The sequence below is a fragment of the Pirellulales bacterium genome (assembly GCA_036490175.1).
Taxonomy (GTDB): domain Bacteria; phylum Planctomycetota; class Planctomycetia; order Pirellulales; family JACPPG01; genus JACPPG01.
In genome coordinates this window covers 1-21,458 of sequence record DASXEJ010000340.1, presented here as the reverse complement: position 1 = coordinate 21,458, position 21,458 = coordinate 1, and the positions used below count along the sequence as shown (strand labels likewise).

The window sequence follows — 21,458 nt, the reverse complement described above, 5'->3', positions numbered from 1 at the left end:
CAACTCTAGCCGCAAGGCAAGTTCAACCGATGCGCCAGCAGGTCGAGGCGCGTCTTTAGTTCGACCAGCAGTTCGCGCTCGTCGCCCGCGCGGGCCGAGTCGTTGTCATCGTCCGTGGCGGGCGCGAGTTCGGCCGCCAAGGCCTCGAGATCCACCAATCGCTTTTGAAAGCGGTACAGTTTGCTGGCCGTCTCGCGCTTTCCCTTCCAGACCAAATCCAACTGCATCATCATTCCCAACAGCAGTGCCACCTGTCCCAGCAGCGTGATGGGTAGGCCGATGCTTTGCCAGGTGCCATGCCCCAAAAGGGCGCCGCCGCACAGCAGTAGGATGCCGCAGGCTAGCACTGCCGCTCCGGCTGCCACGGCCGTCCAAGCGACGCGGGAACGCAAGCGGCTGCCGCGCGGACGACCGTCGGAAGTCGACAATGAGGCTAGGCGTTTGCGCGTAGCACTGGTGGGCGCCGGCGGCTGAGCACCGATAGCCGGATGCTGCAATGCGGTCGAGAATCTGGCGCCCGAGAGAATGCGGTCGACGTGCCGCAGCTGCTCTGCCAACTCCCAGGTATCGAAGTCCGCCAGCGGCGCTCGAATCGTAACCGTCGCGGTGTCGCCGCCGATCGGTTCCGTTTTGTCCGCGCCCCCACTGCCATGTGCCGCGGCCGATATCCCTTGCGCCGCGGCCATCGCTCGGGCCGGTTGCCGGGTTGCGCCGCGCGCGCCGGCGATCGTCACCGCGCCGCAACGAATGCAGCACGGCTTTTCATCGCTGGCGCCGCTCACGGCCGGAACATCTTGTCGGCAACTCTTACACCACATGACCAGGTTTTGCCCTGCGCTGGGGTCGCGACAATGGGCCCCTAGCAAGAGGGTCGACCACGACCTGCGCGGAACTTTACCTGCGGTGTAGGCTGTAGCGATTCTGCGGACCCTGCATCGCGCCTGCGCGGATTGGGTCGAAAACGCTGTCCGCCACGGCGAAAGGCGCCCCAATTGTCCAGCAAGGCACTACGCATTCCCGGATGGCGAATTATTCGGCTGCCGGATTGTGCGCCGCTTCCGAGGCAGGCTCGAACCACTTGCCGCGCAGCCAGTCGACGATCAGCCCCAGCTCCTGCGCATTCAAACGGTGCTGTTCGATGTTTTCGCCCGCGGCAAAGGCCGGCATGCGATCGTTCTTGTCGCCATAGAAGCGTTCGTGTTCTGGGTTGCTGATCATGCCCAACAGCCATTCGCGCGAACCATAGCCGCTCAGATCCGGCGCACTGCCAAGACTTCCCGTGTCCTGGAAGTGATGACAGTTTGTGCAGCCGGCTTGATCCTTGATTAGCGCCGCGCCGGCCGCGATCCTGGCAGCTTCGTCTGGCAACCGATCCGTCGCCGATGCGAGTTGCGCCTCGGCCGAGAGTACCGCCACGATCTCGCGTTTCTGATCGGCCGACAACGCCTTGAACTCGTCCCCTTGCACGAACGAAACCATTTCGCCATCCTTGTGCGACGTGTTCCCGAAGTAGGCCGCCGTGGCAATCTTCTCGGGATCGAGCAGGCCCTCGAGCCAGCTCGCAGTGGCAAAGCCGTACAGGTTCGGCGCGCTCGGGTCCTTGGCCGCAATCCCGTGCCCCTCGGCATCGACATGGCTATGGCAGGCCGCGCAGTTTTGCTCGAACAGCTCCGGACCGCGCAATTTGGCATCCTGCCTTAATAGCGCAAGCGCGCCCGCCGGCGGAATCGAGAATTCCCGCGCGAGCTCCCTGGCGCGATGCGATTGGAATTCCGCCTTTTCCACAGCCTCTAGATAACTGTGCGACGCTTCCCACTGCTCGTGAGCCGTTCCGGCTTCGGGGCCGGGATCGTTAGTCCACTGTGCCCGTCGGTCGTCCCACACGGCCTGCGCCGTCAGCACGCCAATGCCGATGAACAAACAACCCAACATTCCAATGTTGAAGCGATGCCCCAACTTCCAATGCCCCAACAGCGGCATCAAGAACAACAGCAGCATCACGGCGCCCGGCGCGACGATTGCGCCGACCAACTCACCCGTTTCGCCGTAGCCCTGAAACAGCTTGAGAAACTGAAACAAGAACAGGAAATACCACTCGGGTCGGGCGGCTGAATAGGGCGTGGCGCCGTCGGCCGGCGCACCAAGCTCTGCCCCCAGCGCATCACCAGGATGGCTCGACGACAACACCTGCAACAACCCTTGCTCGCTGCGCAGTCCTGGCCAAATAGTCAGAAACAGCACGACGGCCAACACCGCCAGACAAGCGACGGCGTCCTTGAGAATTTGGTCCGGCCAGAACGTTCCGTCCTCTCCCTTGGTGGGCGTCTTGGCATGCAGGCCGTGCCGGCGGAACAGTGCCACGTGTACGACCAGAAAGGCCACCAGCGCGCCCGGCAACACCCCGGCATGCAGTGCGAAGAATCGCGTCAATGTGTAATGGCCGTATTCCGATCCACCCACCACCAGCGTCTGCAACTGCTGCCCCACGCCAGGGACGATGCCGGCCAGATTCGTAGCCACGATTGTAGCCCAATAGCCCTTCTGGTCCCAAGGAAGCAAATAGCCGGTCAGAGACAACCCCAGCACGATCTTCATCAGTATCAGGCCGAGCCAAAAATTGACTTCACGCGGCGCGCGGTACGCGCCGTCGATCACAACTTGCATCAAGTGCAGCGCCAGCAGCACGACCATCGCCTGGGCCATGAAATGGTGCAGGCCGCGCAGCAACCAGCCGGCTTGCATCTCGTGCTGGATGTAATACACGCTTTCCCAGGCCGTTTGACTGCTAGGCGCGTACGACATCCACAAGAACACGCCCGTAATCACCTGGCTGACGAAGGCAAACACCAGAGTGCTTCCCCACACGTAGCGCCAACGCGCTCCGCCGGGGACGTGCTCGTACAGTGCTGCGTGCATTAGGCCGGCAATGCCGGTGCGGTGGTCTAGCCAACGGAGCAATGCGTTCATTCCTTGGGCTCCTTATCCGCGCGGCCGGTGTAGAAGTTCTCGAATCTGACCCACACCTCTTCCACGCCGTTTGCGTCGCGGATCTCGAACTCGAGCGTATCGAGCCCGCGCGGACTGGGCCCCGAGATCACCGCGCCATCCAGCTCGAAGGCACTGGTATGGCAAGGGCACTGAAAAATATCGCGGGGACCGTTGAAGCTGACCGAGCAGCCCAGATGGGGGCAAATCACGTTGAAAACTTCCACCCGCTCCGCGGTCTTCACGCGCCGCATGAATACAGCGCCGACCGGCTCGGGCGGATACTTGTTCCAGGCGTCGCGCCGGGCGGCGATCACCGGAAACCGTCGCGGAGTACCGTCATCGGCCAGGGCGTCGAACGGTGTCACACGCATATACGCACCGCGGGCGACTTTGCGATTTAGCGGATCGAGAAAGGCCGCCAGGCCAGCCAGAAATGGGCATACGACCACGAGGCCCCCCAGCACCACGGCGGCGGCTTTAGCGAAGAATCCGCGTCGAGGCTCGCCGAGGGCGGGCTTCGGCGATGCAGGGGGTTGAACCGATGGCGATGCAGGCATCGATGACTCCTTAACGCTCTGTCGATGTGCCGCAGATTACGCGCCGAATGCCGCAACGCTAGATACGGCCACCCGGTCGGCCAAACAACGGTATTACCAGCGAAGCGGACATCCTTGTCGTGAGGGCGGGGCCGTCATACACGAAGCACATGACGGCAATAAAAGGTTGGATCACATTTGCGGAGGGATAGTAGGGCAGGCAGACGAGCGAATTATCGCATCGCCGCGCGCACGGCGTCAAGCACGCGCGGCTCGGCCACGGCCAATGGGCCGGGCACGGTGGCTCCCGCCGCGGCTTTGTGGCCACCACCGCCGAAACTTTCGGCCAAACGGCTGCAATCGAGCCCGGCGCGGCTGCGAAAGCTGACTTTGACGTTGCCGTCGGGTTGTTCGACGGAAATCACCGCTACGTCGGTGCCGCTGATCACGAGCGTCATATTCACAACGTCTTCGGTATCGGCGGCCGCCGCGCCGGTCGCGTCAAAGTCTTCGCGTGTCACAGAAGTGAAGACCAGGCGTCCGTCTAACTCGGTCTGAGTCCGCGCCAGGATACGGCCGCGCAATTGCACCCGCGCCAAGGTGTCCTGCTCGTAGATCGCATTATAAATCGCCGCCGGTCGCGCACCGGCATCGACGAGTTGTCCGCCGAAACGGTACGTCTCGCCCGTCGTCGACGCAAACCGATACCATCCTGTATCGGTGGCCAGCGCCGCAAATAGCGGCATCGCCATCTCGGGCGTCAACTTTACATCTAGTGCGCCGGCGGCTTCCACGACCAGACGACCGGTAGCCTCGGCCGCGACGTTGCGAAACACCTCGGCCCCCAGCTCGTCCGAACTAACATGATGGTCGAGCACAATCTTCTTGGCTTGGATGCCGCGAATGACATCTCCCATACCGCCTAACTGGGCCCAGGCGCTAGTATCGAGCACCATCAGACAATCGTAGGACGCCAAGTCTGCGGCCGTGACGTCTTGCCCCAATACCGCGATGCGGTTCGTGGGATCGATAAACGCCAAATTGGCCGGCGTCGCTTGCGCGTTGACGATGCGAACTTCTTTGCCAAGTGCTTCCAGCACTTGTGCCATTCCCAACTCGCTTCCCAAGGCGTCGCAATCCGGGCGGACGTGGCTCGTCAGCACAAATTTGCGGTGGGCCTTCACCAATTCTACAAAGCGTCGCCAGTCAATCGCCATCGCGGATGAGTGCTCCGACAAAACACTTGAAATTCAACAATACGCAGCCTAACAAAAAAAACGTCGCGTCCACGCCTAGGGGGACTCCTTCGCCCGCGCGCCGCCAGAGCGCCCACGCTCAGAACCCTCATCCAGACGAATCCCATCCCAGAGCGCACCGAGTCCACAGAGATGTTCAAGCCGCACGGCAATACAGCACCACAGGTACTACCGCCCACGATTGCTCAGCTCTGTGGACTCGTTGATCTTGGCGACTGTCACTGCCGGTCCGTCGCCGCCCTTAGTCACGATGCTTTTCGGCGATACTTCGGGCTGTGGCAATATCGCGATCGAGTTGCTCGCGCAAGGCGTCGACGTTGGCAAACGGCTGAATGTCTCTTAGGCGGCTAAGGAAGTCAACCTCCAGAGGCTGCCCATATAGGGGGCCCGTAAAGTCAAGCAGGTGAACTTCGACCTTCAAAGCATGCTCGCCAAAGGTCGGATTGGGGCCGACATTTATTGCCGCCGGATAACGCTGACCGTTGGTCCAAGCCAGGCCGGCGTACACGCCCACGCCCGGCAGCAGCGTGTCGACGGCGGCCAGATTGGCGGTGGGAAAACCAAGCTTTGCGCCCCGGCCGGCGCCGTGCGTCACCATGCCCCGCACTCGATAGGGACGCGTCAGCAGGCGACCGGCCTCGTCGATGCGTCCCTCGCTCAGCAGGCGTCTCACGCGCGAGCTGGAAACCACGTCGCCGTCGATAATCACCGGCTCGACGATCTCTAATTGGATGCCGGCGTCGCCGGTTAACTGCCGCAAGACCTCGATCGTGCCGCTGCGCCCGCGGCCGAAAAAAAAGTTCGGCCCTTCGACCATCGCCCGGGCATCAAGAGTGCGGCGCACGATCGTCTCGAAGAACTGGCCGGCGTCGAGCTGTAACAACGCTTCGTCTGTCGGATAGGCGATCGTCGCGTCGACGCCCAGCGCCGCGAGTAACTCGGCTTTGCGATCGGTCCAAGTCAACGGCGGCGGCGCCTCGGCGGGCCGCAGCAGCCGCACCGGGTGGGGATCGAACGTGAACACCACCGCCGGCCCCCCCACCGCGCGCGCTTTTGCCAGCAACCGCTCGACAAGGCGCGCATGTCCCCGATGTACTCCATCGAAATTGCCAATCGCCACGGCACCGGATCGCAGCTCGGGAGTCAACGCAGACAAGTCGCGGAATAGTTTCACGTGCGCGGGGCAGGGGAGGGGAGAAGTGAATGAAGCGGACGCTCAAAACATTATGCTCTGCCGCCGTGTGTGGTCAATTGAAACGTAGATGTGGCGATCTCGGATTTGCCACGCCCGCAGCGTTTGAGTCGATTATTCAGTCTAGTAGCCACGCGACGACCTCGACCAGCCCGTCTTCGTCGTGCCCGGGGGCGATGCGATCGGCCGCGGCTTTGACCTCGGGCTGGGCGTTGCCCATCGCCACGCCCAAGCCGGCGGCGCGAATCATAGGAATATCGTTCACGTCGTCCCCCACTGCGCAAATCTCGGCATCGTCTATTCCCCAGTCATGTGCCAGATGTTCAATGCCACTCCACTTGGTTACGCCCAAGGGCGCGATCTCGCACATGTAGCCCACATAACGAGGACTGCGCAGCACGTGGACGTATAGGTCGTCGGGATAACGTCGCTCCAGGTCGCTACCGAGCGCGAGCATCTCGGCGCGGTTTCCCATTGCAAAGCAAGAGAACACACCCGGCGGTGGATCATCGACCAGCGTCGGCAACAATCGATGGAAGTGGGGATTCAAGCGGAAGAATTCCGACAGCTCCGGCCGCTCGATCTCGACGCGACGGCAATAGTAGTCGAAGCCTTCGGCGTAGGTGTCTGCATACAGCACCGGTTCATAGCCGGCCGCATCGACCATGCGCAAGGCGCCGGCCAGCACGCCCGGCGTGAACTCGGCGCAAAACAGCGTGCGATGGTCGAGCGGATCCTTGATGAGCGCGCCGCTGGCGGTAATCAGCGGTACATCCAACGCCAGCGGCGCAACCAGCGGCAGCGCGCGGCTATAGCGACGTCCCGTGGCCAGCACCACGCGAATGCCGGCCTCGATCGCGCGGCGCAGCGCTTCACTCGTCGCCAGGGTCAACTCGTCCTGGCTGTTGACCAGCGTTCCGTCGATATCGATCGCTAGCAGCCGGTAACGTGACATACAGCAGGGCAGGGGGGCTTCGGAAGGAATTGCTCGCAATGCGGCTAAGTCGCCGTCGCCATCTCGGCCAGTTGCAGCACGGCGCGCGTTTGCTCTTTTTCCAGAAACGTGCGCCCCTTGCGTACGTTGATGTGGTCCCAGGGCAATCGCGCATCCAACGGTTCGGTGCGATGCAACACAGCGTCGGTGTCGATGCCGCAGTCGGCCAGTGCCTGCCACCAGCGGGCCGAGTCGAACCGCTCGCCCCAACTGTCCAGCCGCGCGCCGCGCTGCCAGGCCAACTCGAGGGCCGCGGCCACGCGTCGGTCGCCCCGGCTGAGAACGCCTTCAATAAGCGAGATTTCGATCGGATGGCACTTCACTTCCACCGCGCGGATGCGGCGCCGCTTGCGCAGATAATCTTGCGCCCAGCGCAGGTAGTCGCGCGTTTGCATGCCATTCCACTGATAGGGCGTATGCGGCTTGGGCACGAAATTCGACAAGCTGGCCGTCACCCGCGCGTAATGCCCCAGCTCTTCCTTGCCAATGCGCGAGATCGTCTCGGCCATGTCGATGATGCCGTCCAGATCCACGGGGCGCTCGCCGGGGAGTCCACACATGAAGTACAGCTTCACGTGTCGCCAGCCGTGGCGGAATGCCTGGCGGCAGCCTTCGTACAAATCTTCGTTCTTGATCTTCTTGCGAATCTGCTCGCGCATGTCGTCGCGGGCTACTTCGGGCGCCAAGGTCAGTCCGCGGCGATCGTTCGACAAGAGCGCGGCCACCCCGCGCAAGGTTTCGTTCACGCGCAGGCTCGGTAGCGCCAGCTTCACCCCCAGCGGCTGGAACGTCTCGTGCATCCGTGCAAGCAGCTCTTCAAACCAGGGATAATCGCTGGTCGACAGTGACAGCAGAGAGATCTCGTTGAAACCTGTGCTGCGATAAGCGGCCAGCGCCGCCGCGACGATCGTTTCGACGCGCCGCACGCGCAGCGGCCGCTTGATGACCGTGCTTTGGCAAAACCGGCATTGCCAAGGGCAGCCGCGCATAATCTCGATCGCGATCCGATCGTGTACGCACTCGATGTTCGGCACGATCGGCGCCATCGGCAACGGCATGGCGTCCAAATCGTCAATCACCGAGGGCTCGATCGTATCCGGCACGCCGGCCCTGGTCGGACGCGTCGCCAGCAGCCGCCCATCCGCGTCATATTCCTGCTCATAAAACCGTGGCACATAGGCAAACGGCAATTCAGCCGCCAATAGCGCCAGGGCTTCCGCTCGTTGTTCGCGTCCGGCGTGACCATCTTGTATCCCGTCACTCGCGATGGCCGCAGCACGCAGTGCGAGCCAGGCGTCGCATAAGCGCGGCAAGCTCGGTTCGCCATCTCCTACGACAAAAACGTCGATAAACGGCGCCAAGGGCTCGGGGTTCTGCGCACAGGGACCGCCGGCAATCACCAAGGGATCGCGCAGGGTCCGCTGGTCGCCGTGCAGCGGGATGCCTCCCAGATCGAGCATTGTCAGGACGTTCGTGTACGACAGCTCGTATTGCAGGGTGAATCCCAGGACGTCGAAGTCCGACAGCGGCGTAAACGTCTCCAGGCTATACAGCGGCACCCCTTTGCTGCGCAGCTGTTCCTCCATATCGTTCCACGGCGTGAACGATCGTTCGCACGACCAATCGGGCCGCGCGTTCATCTGCGTATAGAGAACTTGCAGGCCGTGGTGGCTCATCCCGATCGTATAGGTATCGGGGAAGGCCAGGCAAAGTTTGCCGCGCACCAAGCCGTGATCTTTGCGCACGGCATTCAGCTCGCCCCCCAGATATTGCGCAGGGCGCTCGACGTGCGGGAGCAGTCGACTGACGACGTACGATTTGAGCCGCTCGTTGAGCATGGTGCTGTGTACGCCTGGCGGGCGCAAAGCTCTAGCAGAATGCTGTCGCGATGAACCGCAGCGGCCAATCTACCGGTCCGTTCTCAGTCCGACAACAGCAGCACGATCGGGGCAGGGCAGGGGGAAGAGCGCGAGACGCGGCTGCAGACCGTCGGGTCAATTCGCGCCTGGCACATAGACAACCTGGCGAATTCAAGAGACGATGGAGCTAGCCACCCCTGGGTACTGTAGTAGGACTCGCCCCACGGGCAGGTTCTCGACGGTCGACTTCATTGGCCCCTTGCTTTCCCTCCGCGGCGGAGTTGAGGTCATGGCACGCTCTCTATCGCTTCCTGTCCGACGAGCGTTGCTCGTGGTGGTGATACTCGGCGCATGGAAAACCCCCGTCGCGCTGGGCCAGGCCAATGGCGGACGGATCGATGTAGAGCAGGATCGCAATCGCATGGTCGACATCGATATCGTCGGCGCCGGGGTAAAGAACCCGGCAGTGATCGCCTCAATGCGCAAGACACCGCGGCACGAATTCGTACCGGCCGGCGAGCGCGACAACGCGTATTACGATATGGCATTGCCCATCGGCGCCGGGCAGACCATTTCACCGCCGTACATCGTCGCTTACATGACCGAGCAACTCGAACCGGAGCCCACGGACAAAGTGCTCGAAATCGGCACGGGCAGCGGATTCCAGGCCGCCGTGTTGTCGCCGCTGGTAGACAAAGTCTATTCGATCGAGATCGTCGAAGCGCTAGGCAAGCGAGCCGCCAGCACGCTGCGCCGCCTCAAATACACGAATGTCACCACCAAGGTCGACGACGGCTACAAAGGTTGGGCCGAGTATGCGCCGTTCGACAAGATCATCGTTACCTGCTCGCCCGAAGACATTCCGCAGCCGCTGATCGATCAGCTGAAAGAAGGGGGCCGGATGATCATCCCGCGCGGCCAGCGTTATCAGCAGGTGCTGTATTTGTTCCGCAAAGAGGACGGCAAGATGGTCTCCGAGGCGCTTTGCCCCACGCTCTTCGTCCCCATGACTGGCACGGCCGAGGACAATCGGCAAGTCAAGCCAGACCCTCTGCATCCGGCCATCGTCAATGGGGATTTTGAAGAGGCGTTGGGGCAAACCGAAGAACCTCGCGGTTGGCACTACTTGCGCCAAGGAGAATTGACCGGCGGCGCGCCACAAGGAAAACACGCGCTGACCTTCATCAATGCGGCTCCAGGACGCGGCAGCCAGGCCTTGCAAGCCTTTCCGGTCGACGGTCGCAAAGTCGACCAGTTGGATATTTCGGCTTGGGTCCGTGCCAAGGACGCGAAGTCCGGTCAGAACGCTGAGCAGCTCCCCATGGTCGCGATTACGTTTTACGACCAACGCCGCGCCATGGTCGGCCAGCGCGGGCTAGGTCCTTGGCAAGGCACGTTCAACTGGAAACATGAGCACACACGCGTTCGCGTTCCCACCGCGGCACGTGAAGCCATTGTACGCGTGGGGTTACTAGGCGGCGTCGGCGAAGTTTCCTTCGACGACGTGCAAGTCCGCGCCGTGTCGGCAAAAGATGGCGACAAGTAATGGAAGTCGCTCTGTATTCAACATCGTAATCGGCCGGCAGACGATTACGCCGCCGCAGGCCGTTCGACGAATCGGAATGGCGCGGTCGCCACTTCAAAGCCCGGGCGCAGGGCGATATTCACTAGCAGCCCCAGCAGAATGCCGTGCGCCAACAGTCCGGAGCCGCCGTAGCTCACTAGCGGCAGTGACAGCCCAGTGATCGGTAACAGGCCGACGGTCATGGCCGTGTTGATAATCGTTTGTACGCCGACCAAGGTTGCCAGACCGAGCGCCGCCAGCCGGCCAAACGGCTCGCGCGTGACTTCGGCGATCATCAACGATCGGATAACGACGATTCCCTCCAGCGACAAAACCGCCAAGGCACCCAGCCAGCCAAGCCGCTCGATGATCACGACGAAGACGAAGTCCGTATGATCCTCGGGCAGGTGATAGACTGCCCGATCGTCGACCGGCTCGCCAGCCAGCAAACTCCCCCATTTCCCTCCCAGCGCCAGCATCTGTTTCGCTTGAAACAGGTGGTATCCGTCGTCCGTGGGCTTTTCACCAGGACCCGTCTGCTCGAATAGGGCAGTTACGCGCGAGCGCTGTTCGCCACTCATTTGTGTCCACAGCACCGGCAACGCCGCGACTCCGCACAGGGCGAGCGCCACAAGGTCGCGCTGCCGCGCTCCGGCAGCGTACAACATGGCAAACAGTACCGGCAGAAAAACCAGCGACGTCCCCAAATCCGGCTCCCGCAAAATGAGCACCAACGGCACCAGCGCGAGCGCCAGCGGAACGAGCAGTCCTCGTAGGCGACGATAATTGTCGCGATACATCAGATACCGCGCAAGCGCCAAAACAAAGGCGACCTTGGCGAATTCCGACGGTTGCAGGCCTACGCGGCCGACGCGCAGCCAGCGATGCGTACCATGCACGGTGGGGAAAAAGTACACCGCGACCAACAGCGCGATGGCGACCGCAAAAACGGCGTAGGTGTAGCGGCTGATCACCCGGTAACTGGGGAGCAACATCAGCCAGCCAGCCGCCACCGCCACCAGCGACCACACCACCTGCTGCCACAGGTAACGGCCCGTACCGTCACCCAACTCCTCGCTGCGGGCAATGCCGCACCATCCGAGTGCCAACAATCCCGCAGCTGCCGCCAATAGTCCCCAGGGCATTCGATGCGGCCAAGACGGCGGCAACATAGGGGACTTCCACGTGGTGAGATCTGACGTTGCCGAGAATCACCCAATCCGCGGGGGGGGGGGCGGATTATAACGGTGGCAAGAGTCATGCAGATAGGGCATTCCCAAGCGCGCGATGCAGTGTGAAAAGGATAATCCCAATAAATCACCCCCTTACAAAGCGGCTGTGTGCTTTGTATGAATTACGACAATTCCCAGACCACAAAGACAACGCCAATTAGCCATCTTGGATGATCGAAAAAAACTACGCATGTTGCTTGAATTGCATGCTAGGGTTGGTATGTTCGTGGGGGGAAACCATCTAGCGTGATCTCCGTTATCTATGGGAGTAAAGAAGTTATGTTCCTTGGCAACGTTAAGAAATTCGTGCTGTGCAGCTTAGTGGCCGGCTTTGCGTGGTCGATGACTGCACCGCAAGCTGACGCGTTTTGGCATCGTCGCGGTGGCTCGTCCGGCGGTTCGTGGGGTTCGTACGGTTCCTCGGGCGGATACTACTCGAGCGGTGGCTCGTGGGGTTCGTCCGGCGGGAGCTACGGCGGATACTACGGCAGCTGCGGTTCGAGCGGTGGCTACTATTCGAGTGGCGGAAGCTGGGGTTCCAGCGGTGGCAGCTCGGGCGGCAGTTCAGGTGGAAGCTCGGGCGGAAGCTCGGGCGGATACACGACGGTTCGCGACATTCCGACTCAGCCCGCTGCTCCGGCTCCTGCTCCTGGAATGCAGGGTGCGCCGAACGAACCTCCGGTCCTGGATGGCAACCCCGCGCCGGGTGCCGGTGTTCCCCAGACCAACAATGACGCTTCGGGTCGCGCCGCGATCCTGGCGGTTCGTGTCCCGACCAACGCCAAGGTGTATGTCAACGGCCTGTTGACCCGCAGCACCGGCAGCGAGCGTCGCTTCGTCAGCAATGGATTGCGTCCGGGCTTCAACTACACGTACGAGCTGCGTGCCATGACCGAGCGTAACGGCCAAATGGTCGAAGATCGCAAGGTCGTTCAGTTGCAAGCTGGTCAGACCGCCGAGGTGAACTTTCCTCTCGACGGCCAAGAGCAGAGCGACGAGCGGACTGCCACCAAGCCCGTCAAGACGAGCCTGAAGCTGAACGTTCCGGCTGACGCCAAGGTCTTCCTCTCGGGTTCCGAGTCGAAGTCGACCGGCACCAGCCGTGAGTTCGTGACCACGAAGTTGGGCGCCGGCCAGAGCTGGGACAACTACACGATCCGCGTCGAGCTGGAGCACAACGGCCAGAAGATCTCGAAGAGCGAGACCATCTCGCTGGCTGCTGGTGAGTCGCGTGAGTTGACGATCGACGTCGACGCTGCTCAAGTTGCTCAAGCTGGCACGAACAACGTCCAGTAGTCAAGGCAGCACGAGTTCTTGCGGGACGCCCGCTTGCGGGTGCCCCCAAGAGCTTTGCGGTGACTGACTTAAGAGAGTGCGACTAAAACCCTCGCACGGGACACCTGTCTCGTGCGAGGGTTTATCGTTTGACGGGGGATTGCCGAGGAGAGCGAAAAGGCTGCTTTCACTCGCTCCCAGGGTCCGATACCCCACAAAGGCCATACTGCCGACTTGATCGTTCGCCGTTCGCCGGTCAATCTGACCCACTTACCAGGTCGCGCGCCGCAGCCAAGACCGGCATTCCAGGGATCGAGCCATGCTCGGCATCTCCGGCTAGACTGCGTGACGGAACGACCCCGCCCGGCGAACACCAATCGTGATCGCGCCGCGGTGTCTGTGACTTGCCGAAAGCCTAGGGAGCCGCAAAAACAGGCGTCGACATGAGTACGATCACTCCCCCAGCCGATGAACCCGCCACCCAGCCCACGCAGCGCAGCCCGTGGGGCTTTTGGGCGCGCCTGCTGGTGAGCGTGGTTTTGGCTTGGCATCTGACGGCCATCCTGGTCGGTCCGTTTTCGCTTCCGCCAACGTTGATCGCCAATCGATTGCAGCCGCGATTGCGCCCTTATTTAGGCGCGCTCTATCTCGGTCACGGCTACAAGTTCTTCGCACCCAATCCGGGGCCCAGCCATCTGATCCGCTACGAACTTGAATTCACCGACGGCACGCATCGCGGCAGTACGTTCCCGAGTCTGGCAGACCAGTGGCCACGCTTGTTCTACCACCGCCATTTCATGCTCAGCGAATTCATCAATTCCGTTCCGCCGGATCCCAGCGTACCGCCATTCACGGAATGGACGAAATTGCCGCTCTCGACAGAACAGCAGATCATTGCGCGCAGCTACGCCGACCACCTGCTCCATAAGCATCACGCGCGTCGCGTCACATTGTGGATGCGCGAACATCTGATTCCCACGCCCGATCAGGTGGCCAAGGGGATGCGTCTCGACGACGTCAGCTTGTATAGCGAGCGAAAACTAGGCAGCTACATGGGGATGCCATGATACGGCTGGTTACGGACTATTTTCGCGACTCGGCGCGCGCGGCAGGCCAGGGCTGGACCCGTTTTTGGTTCCTGCCCGGCGACCCGGCAACGCTCTGTCTGATCCGGATTTGCGCCGGCGCGATGCTGTTCTACACACACCTTGTGTGGTCGATCGGCCTGGAGGATTTCTTTCTCTCAGGTGGTTGGATCTCCGCCGATATGGCCGCCTCGGCCCAACCCAATCCGTATACCTGGAGCTACTTCTGGTGGATCAATACGCCCGGGCAACTGTGGACGGTACACATCGCAGCGCTGGTAGCGTTCGCCATGTTGACTATCGGGCTGTTCAGCCGCGTCGCCGCGGTGGCTTCGTTCTTGGCAGCGGTGTCGTACGTCAACCGGGTGCCAGGAGCACAATTCGGTCTGGACCAGATCAACCTCATGTTAGCCCTGTACCTGATGGTGGGGCCATGTGGTGCGTGCTATTCGGTTGATCGTTGGCTTGCCCGGCGCCGGCAGGCAGCGCCGCCGCCGGTACTCCCCAGCGTCTCGGCCAACCTGGCGATCCGCTTGATCCAGGTCCACATGTGCGTGATCTATTTCTTCGCTGGGCTCTCGAAGCTGCAAGGCGAAACCTGGTGGCGCGGCGATGCTCTGTGGGGCGCCGTGGCGAACCTGGAATATCAATCGTGGGACCTTACCTGGCTAGCGACGTGGCCGCTATTGGTCGCAGTGTTGACGCATGTCTCTGCCTTTTGGGAATTATCCTTCTGCACGCTGGTTTGGGTGCCGAAGCTGCGTCCCATCGTCATAGCAATGGCAGTGCCGTTGCACATGGGGATTGCCCTGGGAATGGGCATGATGACCTTTGGCCTGGTAATGCTGATCGGTTGCCTGTCGTTCGTTTCGCCGCGCCTGGTGCGCATGCTTCTCGACGGCACGAAGCCCGACGATGTGGGCAGGGCAGGGGAGGGGGTTCTGGCCAAGGAGCCGGCCCCGATTCGCGCCCAACAGCGTCGTAGGCCCCCGGCCGCCCGTGCAACCCGCCTGGCATGAGCTTCGCCCGCGAGGCCGGGCAGGCCCTCTGACTGGCGGGGGTGCGCCAAATCCGGCATTGAAAAAGCCCCGTCACGGGGATGCGTAACGCCAGCTCGCACGTGCAGCGAGAACCTATTGCTGACTTCCGCTGTCCCAGCAGTGGGGCTTATACTGGCATTTTCCTTGGCCGTTGGTTTTTTTCCCGCCTCACGCGCCGCGTCGGCGGTGTCAACCAGGTTGCTTTTTTTTGGGAGGTATCCGTGTTCGAGGTCGTTGCGATTGTCGGCGCTACCGGGGCCGTGGGCCGAATTATCAGGGATCTGCTCGAAGAGCGAAATCTTCCCTTCGAACGGATCAAGTTCCTGGCGTCCAAACGCTCGGCCGGTACGACAATCACCTTCCGCGGCCAGCAGCACACGGTCGAAGAACTGACGCCTGACTCCTTCAACGGTGTCGACCTGGCCATCGGCAGCACCCCCGATGAGACGGCCCGCGACTTCGCTCCCTGGGCCATCGAGCGGGGGACAATCGTCGTCGACGAAAGCGGTTATTGGCGGATGGACCCCAAGGTGCCCCTGGTCGTGCCCGAGGTGAATCCGCAGGCTGCCTTCACCCATCAGGGCCTGATCGCCAGTCCGAATTGCTCGACCACACAACTGGTCGTGGCGCTCAAACCGCTGCATGACGCGGCGCGTGTCCGCCGTGTGGTCGTGAGCACCTATCAGGCCACTAGCGGCGCCGGCGTGGCAGGGCAGCGCGATCTGGAGCACGGCACTCGTGCCAAGCTGCAGAACGAAGCCCATCGCAACGAAACCTTTGCACACGACATCGCCTTCAATCTCATTCCGCAAATCGGCTCGGCCAAGCATGCCGGCTATACGTCGGAAGAGATGAAGATGGTCTACGAGACACGCAAAATTCTGGGGGACGAATCGATTCAAATCTGCGCGACATGTGTGCGTGTGCCGGTTAGCAACTGTCACAGCGAGAGTATCCTGGTAGAAACCGAACGCAAGTTGTCGCCCGAAGAAGCCCGCGAGCTTTTCGCCGCAGCGCCAGGCATTGTCGTGATCGACGACCTGGCCGCCAAACAGTACCCGATGCCGCTAGGTTGCGATGGACGCGACGAAGTCTTCATCGGCCGCATCCGGCAGGATCTGTCGAGCGAGAACGGTCTGGCATTTTGGTGCGTCAGCGACAATCTGCGTAAAGGCGCCGCGACTAACGCCGTGCAAATTGCCGAGTTGTTGTCCAAAGCCCGTTCGACGCAGAAGGTGGGCCAGGCCACGGGGTAGGGCAGGGGAGTCCGGCAGGGACTGGACCGATCAAACAGATAGGCCCGATCCGACAGTTGATCATTGACTCAGGAGGATGTCATGCTGCCACGGTGGGCGCGCCCGTTTCGCTTTCGGCTCGACAACTTGTTCGTCCTGATCCTCGGCATCGCCATCGGCCTATCGCTGAACCTTCGCACGATGCAGCGTTTCACGGGGTTAGCAGCGAACGAATCTTCGATGCGGACGCTGCCGACGTACCGAATCGAGCCGCCGGACGTTCTTAACGTAGAAGTGCTGGCCGGTTCGGTCGGCGAAGCCCCGCTCGTGTCAGGCGCGCATCTCGTCGGACCTGACGGAACGATCAATCTAGGCGCCTATGGCCAGATCGTGATCGCTGGCAAGACGCTTAGCGACGCGCGCGAGGCAGTGCAGCAGGCCATGGCGCAATACGCTGAGGCGCCTCAGGTCGAGGTGGACGTCGTCAGCTATAACAGCAAGTTCTACTATGTAGTTAATGCAGGCGGTGGTTCGGGTGATCAAATTCAAAGGATCCCCGTTACCGGCAAGGAAACAGTGCTCGACGCCCTATCCCAAGTTGGCGGACGTCCATGGCCAGACGACTCCGTTGTGTGGATCGCGCGGCCGGCCCTAAGCGGCGCAGGCATGGGAACGGTCCTGCCGGTGCAGTGGCAGGAGATCGTCCACGAGGGTGACACGACGACAAACTATCAAGTGCTGCCCGGCGACCGGATTTTTGTTGCGCCGGCACCAGTATCTGTAGCCACGGATTGGCTGTGGTCATTTTTCAAATAACGCCGCCGCTGTTTAAATTAAGAAATCAATGGCGGAGTGTTTTTACGATCGTCGCCTCCATTCTGCTCGGCCCCGTCACGCCTTGGCTTCATGAGGACCTTCAAGCTCACGCTGGCCTACGATGGTACCGCCTACACAGGCTGGCAAATGCAGCCCGGCCAACCGACTGTCCAGGCGGCGTTGGAAACGTCGCTGGCAAAGATTACCGGCGAGGCCGTGCGTGCGACGGCCAGCGGCCGCACTGATTCCGGAGTACACGCTCTCGGACAAGTGGTAAGCTTTCAAAGCGAAACGAGCTTGTCCCCGGTCACGCTGCGGAACGCATTAAATGCCGAGCTGCCGCGTGACATAGCGGCCCTCGCGGTCGAGGAAGCGCCGCACAGATTTCATGCTCGCCGCGATTGTGTACGGAAGCGTTACCGCTACCTGCTACACGATGGCGAGGCGCCGGACGTTTTTTTACGAGCCTATTGTTGGCAGTACCGGCAGCGCTTGGATGGGGCGGCCATGTCGCGCGCGGCCCAGGCCTTTGTCGGCACGCACGACTTTCGCAGTTTCGAATCGCGCTGGCCGCAGCGATCGTCCAGCGTGCGCACGATCTACGAAGCGTTTGTCGAGCGGGGCAGGGGGGCGCAACAGGGGTTGCTCACTTTCGAGGTCGCCGGCAACGGTTTCCTGTACAACATGGTGCGAGCCATGATCGGCACGCTGGTCGAGGTCGGACGTGGCAACCGCCCCATCGCATGGCCTGCCGAGGTCGTGGCGGCAGGCGAACGGCGCGCCGCCGGCATGACCGCGCCACCACAGGGTCTGTTTCTGGTGCGTGCCGATTACAAGCTCGACCCAGTCCACACGCCATAACGTAGATTTCTTCAACGGCGCTCACCGCTGCCGCGCTGCCAACCTGTTAATGACCAACGGACCGCCACCGAATATTCTTCCCCATGCGCGTCGCTCACGTCATCACACGCATGATCCTCGGCGGCGCGCAGGAGAACACTCTTCTGACGTGCGAGGACCTGGCACGCGATTATGGCGACGAAGTATTGCTCGTCACCGGGCCGCCACTGGGGCCCGAGGGAAGCTTGCTGGAACGCGCGCAGGCGAATCATGTGCCGCTCGCGATCGAGAACTCGTTACGTCGCGCGATTCATCCACTGCACGATTGGCAGGCCTATCGCGCGCTAAAGCGCGTGCTCCGCGACTTTCGGCCCGATGTCGTACACACGCACAGCGCCAAAGCGGGCTTGCTCGGCCGGATGGCGGCCGCATCGATCGGTGTGCCCGTGATTGTTCACACGGTTCACGGGGCGCCATTCCATCCTTATCAGTCGCGCGCAGCGCGAGAGTTTTTCCGCGCGTGCGAAAAGTACGCCGCGCGGCGGTCGACGGCACTCATCAGCGTGGCCGACGCCATGACCGAACAACTCGTGGCCGCCGGCGTTGCGCCGCGCGAGAAATTCACCACGATCTATAGCGGCATGGAGGTCGAACCTTTTCTGGCGGCCGATGAGCACCGCGACGCGATGCGTGCGGAACTAGGCTACGAATCGGGCCAAGTGGTGATCGGCAAGATCGCCCGGCTGTTTCACCTCAAGGGGCACGAGTACGTGTTGGCCGCGGCACGCGACGTGGTGGCTCGACATCCGCAAGCGCAGTTTCTGTTCGTCGGCGACGGTGTGTTGCGCTCCGCGCTCGAAGAGCAAGTCCGCGCGGCGGGCTTGCGCGACCATGTGCGATTCGTGGGACTGGTGCCCCCCGCCCGTATCCCGGATTATCTGGGCGCGATGGATATCGTGGTGCACGCCAGCTTGCGCGAAGGCTTGGCGCGGGTCTTGCCGCAAGCGCTGATCGCGGGCAAGCCGGTCGTAAGCTACGACATCGACGGCGCGCGCGAAGTCGTCATCCCCGATCAAACAGGCTATCTCGTCGCACCACGAACGGTCGAGCCTTTAGCCACCGCGATCGAGGACCTGATTGTCAACCCGGCACGCCGCGGGCAACTGGGTCACCAGGGGCGTCAACTGTTTACCGAGCGTTTTCGCCACGAAAAAATGACCCGCGACATCCGCGCGCTCTACGAGCAGTTAGGGGCCAAATAAAGGGGTTCAGCCGCGTTGGTCTCGCTTGTGACGCACATCGGGCGGCAGCGCGCCATTTGTCCGTATTCCCACTGCTGACTAAACTTGATGCAGAACGTGAGCAGATGTCGCTGGTTGCACCATCGCTTGGCAGCTGCAAGCCTGGCGTCTGCCGAGGCATCACGAGAGGGCAGGGGGGCATCATGGCAACAGAGGCGTCTTTACCTCGCAGGGCACACGCGCTGCGGCGACTAGGGAGCGATCGCGCACCGTGGCACTGGCAAGTCAAGAACATATCGGTCCCTACCGGCTGCTGAACATCGTCAAGACGGGTCAGACCAGCCAGGTGTGGGCCGTGCTCGACGATCGCGACAAACGGCGCCTGGCGATCAAGATCCTGCTGTCCGACTTTCGCAAGGATCGAGAGCATCTGACCTACCTCAAGCAGGAAGCTATCGTCGGCAAGACGCTCGAGCATCCGAATACAATCAAAGTATACGAGTTTGCCGTCGACAATCGCCTGCCCTACCTGGTGATGGAGTATTTTCCCGCGCCGAACATGAAGGAAATCATCCTGCAAGTGCGCGAGCAGGTGGCCTTCATGATGCCGCAGATCATTGATGGCGCCGCCAGCGGACTGGCCTATTTCAATCAGCAAGGTTGGATCCATCGCGACGTCAAGCCGGACAACTTTCTGATTATTCAAAATGGCGATGTCAAACTGATCGACTTCGCGCTGGCCCAGCGAAAAAAGGGGGCCCTGGGACGGCTGTTTGGCGGCCGCAGCAAGGTCCAGGGAACCCGCAGCTATATGTCGCCCGAACAAATCCGCGGCGAACCGCTCGACGAGCGCGCCGATGTGTACAGCTTTGGCTGCACCATCTTTCATCTCGTTTCCGGGCGACCGCCGTACACGGGCAGCAACTCTAACGAGTTGTTGAACAAGCATCTCCGTGCCCAGATTCCTTCGATCGAGGCACAAGACCGCAACATCACGACCGAGTTCGGCGACCTGCTGCGGGCGAGCATGGCCAAAGACCCCAAGTTGCGTCCCGCGTCGATGGCGAAGTTCCTGGGTGAATTTCGCGCGTTGCAAATGTTCAAAAAACCTCCGCAGCCGCCTGCTGCCGCCGAAGAAAAGGGATCATGAAATTCGCCTCTCATGACGTACATCGCGTCACGCTAGCAAGCCGCCGCGGTGGGGCAGGGCAGGGCGTCACGGAATTCGTCGTGCCTCTTCGATTGCCGACGTGCGTAAGGACCACCGGCGCGGCGCCAGGCATTCCCAGGGGCACATAATGCCGGAAACCAGGCATGGCGGACGAGCGAGACGGTCTTAACCGTTGTGCCGATTCGGTGTAATCTACGTTTAGTGATGCTAGCGTCGCGGCAGATCGTCCGGATCGGCCCAACCGACGCGAAAGCTCTGGCGAACATATACGTCCAGGGTGATTACCCCAAACAGGCTCCGCGAGCATCCGGGAGCAGTTTGATATCTGCGCAGGTTTGATCATGGCGATGACGCTTCAGCAAATGGCGTTCGAGCAACCGATCTACGAGTTGGCCAGCCGGCTAACCAAGCTCGAGGGCTCGGCCGCTGAAAGCGTCGAGGCGCGTGACGAAGTTCGCCGCCTGCGGCGCGAACTGAACGACCTGAAAAAGAAAATCTACTCCCAGCTCGAGCCGTGGCAGGTTGTTCAGGTGGCCCGGCATCCCGAGCGCCCCATGACCGCCGACTATATCGAGCTGGTTTTCGACGACTTCGTCGAGCTGCACGGCGACCGGTCGTTCGGCGACGACCGCGCCATCCGCACTGGCCTGGCCAAGCTCGGCGAGCACAAAGTGATGCTCATCGGGCACCAAAAAGGCAAAGACCTCAAGGAACGTATCGCCTGTAACTACGGCTGTGCCCACCCCGAGGGTTACCGCAAGGCGATCGCGAAGATGAAATTCGCGGCCAAATTCGGCCTTCCCATCATCACGCTTATCGACACCCCGGGCGCCTATCCCGGCATCGGCGCCGAGGAGCGCGGCCAGGCCCAAGTGATTGCCACAGCGATGTTCGAGATGTCGCGGCTGGCCTGCCCGGTGATTTGTGTGGTGATTGGCGAAGGTGGTTCCGGAGGAGCTTTGGGAATCGGCTTGGGCGACAAAGTCGCGGTCCTCGAGTTCGCCTACTACTCGGTGATCAGCCCCGAAGGCTGCGCCGGCATCCTCTGGAAAGAAGCCAACGACGAGACCAAGCGTCTCGCCGCCGATGCCTTGAAGCTGACGGCTCGCGATCTCTACGGGCTACGCGTGATCG

At 61.7% G+C, this 21,458-nt stretch carries 18 protein-coding genes; 10 read left to right on the top strand and 8 right to left on the bottom strand.

Going from position 1 to position 21,458, the window contains the following annotated elements; translation table 11 throughout:
* Positions 1 to 5: 5 nt before the first annotated feature.
* From VGG64_25680 to VGG64_25650, 7 genes are all read right to left on the bottom strand, one after another.
* The gene (locus VGG64_25680; GenBank protein ID HEY1603021.1) at positions 6 to 782 is read right to left on the bottom strand and encodes a hypothetical protein; all 777 of its coding nucleotides are present in this window, start codon (positions 780 to 782) and stop codon (positions 6 to 8) included.
* Between the two features lie 247 nt (positions 783 to 1,029).
* Entirely contained in the window at positions 1,030 to 2,967 is a 1,938-nt protein-coding gene (locus VGG64_25675) for a cytochrome b N-terminal domain-containing protein (protein ID HEY1603020.1), read from the bottom strand.
* Positions 2,964 to 3,545: a Rieske 2Fe-2S domain-containing protein gene (locus tag VGG64_25670; protein HEY1603019.1), complete on the bottom strand. Its 582-nt coding sequence runs from the start codon at positions 3,543 to 3,545 to the stop codon at positions 2,964 to 2,966. The genes VGG64_25675 and VGG64_25670 overlap by 4 nt, the downstream gene beginning before the upstream one ends.
* A 212-nt stretch (positions 3,546 to 3,757) precedes the next feature.
* Positions 3,758 to 4,741, bottom strand: a complete 984-nt coding sequence (locus tag VGG64_25665; protein ID HEY1603018.1) for a DHHA1 domain-containing protein — start codon at positions 4,739 to 4,741, stop codon at positions 3,758 to 3,760.
* A 280-nt stretch (positions 4,742 to 5,021) separates the two neighbouring features.
* Positions 5,022 to 5,954 carry a bifunctional riboflavin kinase/FAD synthetase gene (locus VGG64_25660; GenBank protein HEY1603017.1) on the bottom strand — a complete coding sequence of 311 codons (933 nt, stop codon included), beginning with the start codon at positions 5,952 to 5,954 and terminating at the stop codon, positions 5,022 to 5,024.
* Between the two features lie 136 nt (positions 5,955 to 6,090).
* Complete coding sequence (locus VGG64_25655; GenBank protein HEY1603016.1) at positions 6,091 to 6,927, bottom strand: Cof-type HAD-IIB family hydrolase; 837 nt, start codon at positions 6,925 to 6,927, stop codon at positions 6,091 to 6,093.
* A gap of 44 nt (positions 6,928 to 6,971) precedes the next feature.
* Entirely contained in the window at positions 6,972 to 8,804 is a 1,833-nt protein-coding gene (locus VGG64_25650; protein HEY1603015.1) for a TIGR03960 family B12-binding radical SAM protein, read from the bottom strand.
* A gap of 310 nt (positions 8,805 to 9,114) precedes the next feature.
* On the opposite strand from VGG64_25650, the gene VGG64_25645 reads away from it, so the two are divergent.
* Positions 9,115 to 10,371, top strand: a complete 1,257-nt coding sequence (locus VGG64_25645; protein ID HEY1603014.1) for a protein-L-isoaspartate(D-aspartate) O-methyltransferase — start codon at positions 9,115 to 9,117, stop codon at positions 10,369 to 10,371.
* Positions 10,372 to 10,415: 44 nt separating this feature from the next.
* On the opposite strand, the gene VGG64_25640 is transcribed toward VGG64_25645, so the two are convergent.
* Positions 10,416 to 11,561: an FtsW/RodA/SpoVE family cell cycle protein gene (locus tag VGG64_25640; GenBank protein HEY1603013.1), complete on the bottom strand. Its 1,146-nt coding sequence runs from the start codon at positions 11,559 to 11,561 to the stop codon at positions 10,416 to 10,418.
* A gap of 339 nt (positions 11,562 to 11,900) precedes the next feature.
* On the opposite strand from VGG64_25640, the gene VGG64_25635 reads away from it, so the two are divergent.
* The 9 genes from VGG64_25635 to VGG64_25595 all read left to right on the top strand — a co-directional run.
* Positions 11,901 to 12,917: a TIGR03000 domain-containing protein gene (locus VGG64_25635; protein ID HEY1603012.1), complete on the top strand. Its 1,017-nt coding sequence runs from the start codon at positions 11,901 to 11,903 to the stop codon at positions 12,915 to 12,917.
* A gap of 422 nt (positions 12,918 to 13,339) precedes the next feature.
* Complete coding sequence (locus VGG64_25630) at positions 13,340 to 13,963, top strand: hypothetical protein (protein HEY1603011.1); 624 nt, start codon at positions 13,340 to 13,342, stop codon at positions 13,961 to 13,963.
* Positions 13,960 to 15,000 carry an HTTM domain-containing protein gene (locus VGG64_25625; protein HEY1603010.1) on the top strand — a complete coding sequence of 347 codons (1,041 nt, stop codon included), beginning with the start codon at positions 13,960 to 13,962 and terminating at the stop codon, positions 14,998 to 15,000. The genes VGG64_25630 and VGG64_25625 overlap by 4 nt, the downstream gene beginning before the upstream one ends.
* 242 nt (positions 15,001 to 15,242) lie before the next feature.
* Positions 15,243 to 16,277, top strand: coding sequence for an aspartate-semialdehyde dehydrogenase (locus VGG64_25620; GenBank protein ID HEY1603009.1), 1,035 nt, complete (start codon positions 15,243 to 15,245; stop codon positions 16,275 to 16,277).
* Between the two features lie 81 nt (positions 16,278 to 16,358).
* The gene (locus tag VGG64_25615) at positions 16,359 to 17,072 is read left to right on the top strand and encodes a polysaccharide biosynthesis/export family protein (protein HEY1603008.1); all 714 of its coding nucleotides are present in this window, start codon (positions 16,359 to 16,361) and stop codon (positions 17,070 to 17,072) included.
* A gap of 90 nt (positions 17,073 to 17,162) precedes the next feature.
* Positions 17,163 to 17,933, top strand: coding sequence for a tRNA pseudouridine(38-40) synthase TruA (truA, locus tag VGG64_25610; protein HEY1603007.1), 771 nt, complete (start codon positions 17,163 to 17,165; stop codon positions 17,931 to 17,933).
* A gap of 83 nt (positions 17,934 to 18,016) precedes the next feature.
* On the top strand, positions 18,017 to 19,174 hold the full coding sequence (locus VGG64_25605) for a glycosyltransferase family 4 protein (GenBank protein ID HEY1603006.1): 1,158 nt from the start codon (positions 18,017 to 18,019) through the stop codon (positions 19,172 to 19,174).
* Between the two features lie 250 nt (positions 19,175 to 19,424).
* Positions 19,425 to 20,303 (top strand): serine/threonine-protein kinase, encoded by an 879-nt coding sequence (locus VGG64_25600; GenBank protein HEY1603005.1) that lies wholly within the window; start codon positions 19,425 to 19,427, stop codon positions 20,301 to 20,303.
* Between the two features lie 368 nt (positions 20,304 to 20,671).
* The coding region (locus VGG64_25595) for an acetyl-CoA carboxylase carboxyltransferase subunit alpha (GenBank protein HEY1603004.1) at positions 20,672 to 21,458 on the top strand (787 nt) is incomplete at its 3' end.

Bases quoted from the DNA above. Each gene is read 5' to 3' on its own strand.
- VGG64_25675 (HEY1603020.1), bottom strand. From the start codon at position 2,967: ATGAACGCATTGCTCCGTTGGCTAGACCACCGCACCGGCATTGCCGGC.
- VGG64_25670 (HEY1603019.1), bottom strand. From the start codon at position 3,545: ATGCCTGCATCGCCATCGGTTCAACCCCCTGCATCGCCGAAGCCCGCC.
- VGG64_25665 (HEY1603018.1), bottom strand. From the start codon at position 4,741: ATGGCGATTGACTGGCGACGCTTTGTAGAATTGGTGAAGGCCCACCGC.
- VGG64_25655 (HEY1603016.1), bottom strand. From the start codon at position 6,927: ATGTCACGTTACCGGCTGCTAGCGATCGATATCGACGGAACGCTGGTC.
- VGG64_25650 (HEY1603015.1), bottom strand. From the start codon at position 8,804: ATGCTCAACGAGCGGCTCAAATCGTACGTCGTCAGTCGACTGCTCCCG.
- VGG64_25645 (HEY1603014.1), top strand. From the start codon at position 9,115: ATGGCACGCTCTCTATCGCTTCCTGTCCGACGAGCGTTGCTCGTGGTG.
- VGG64_25640 (HEY1603013.1), bottom strand. From the start codon at position 11,561: ATGTTGCCGCCGTCTTGGCCGCATCGAATGCCCTGGGGACTATTGGCG.
- VGG64_25635 (HEY1603012.1), top strand. From the start codon at position 11,901: ATGTTCCTTGGCAACGTTAAGAAATTCGTGCTGTGCAGCTTAGTGGCC.
- VGG64_25630 (HEY1603011.1), top strand. From the start codon at position 13,340: ATGAGTACGATCACTCCCCCAGCCGATGAACCCGCCACCCAGCCCACG.
- VGG64_25625 (HEY1603010.1), top strand. From the start codon at position 13,960: ATGATACGGCTGGTTACGGACTATTTTCGCGACTCGGCGCGCGCGGCA.
- VGG64_25615 (HEY1603008.1), top strand. From the start codon at position 16,359: ATGCTGCCACGGTGGGCGCGCCCGTTTCGCTTTCGGCTCGACAACTTG.
- truA (HEY1603007.1), top strand. From the start codon at position 17,163: ATGAGGACCTTCAAGCTCACGCTGGCCTACGATGGTACCGCCTACACA.
- VGG64_25605 (HEY1603006.1), top strand. From the start codon at position 18,017: ATGCGCGTCGCTCACGTCATCACACGCATGATCCTCGGCGGCGCGCAG.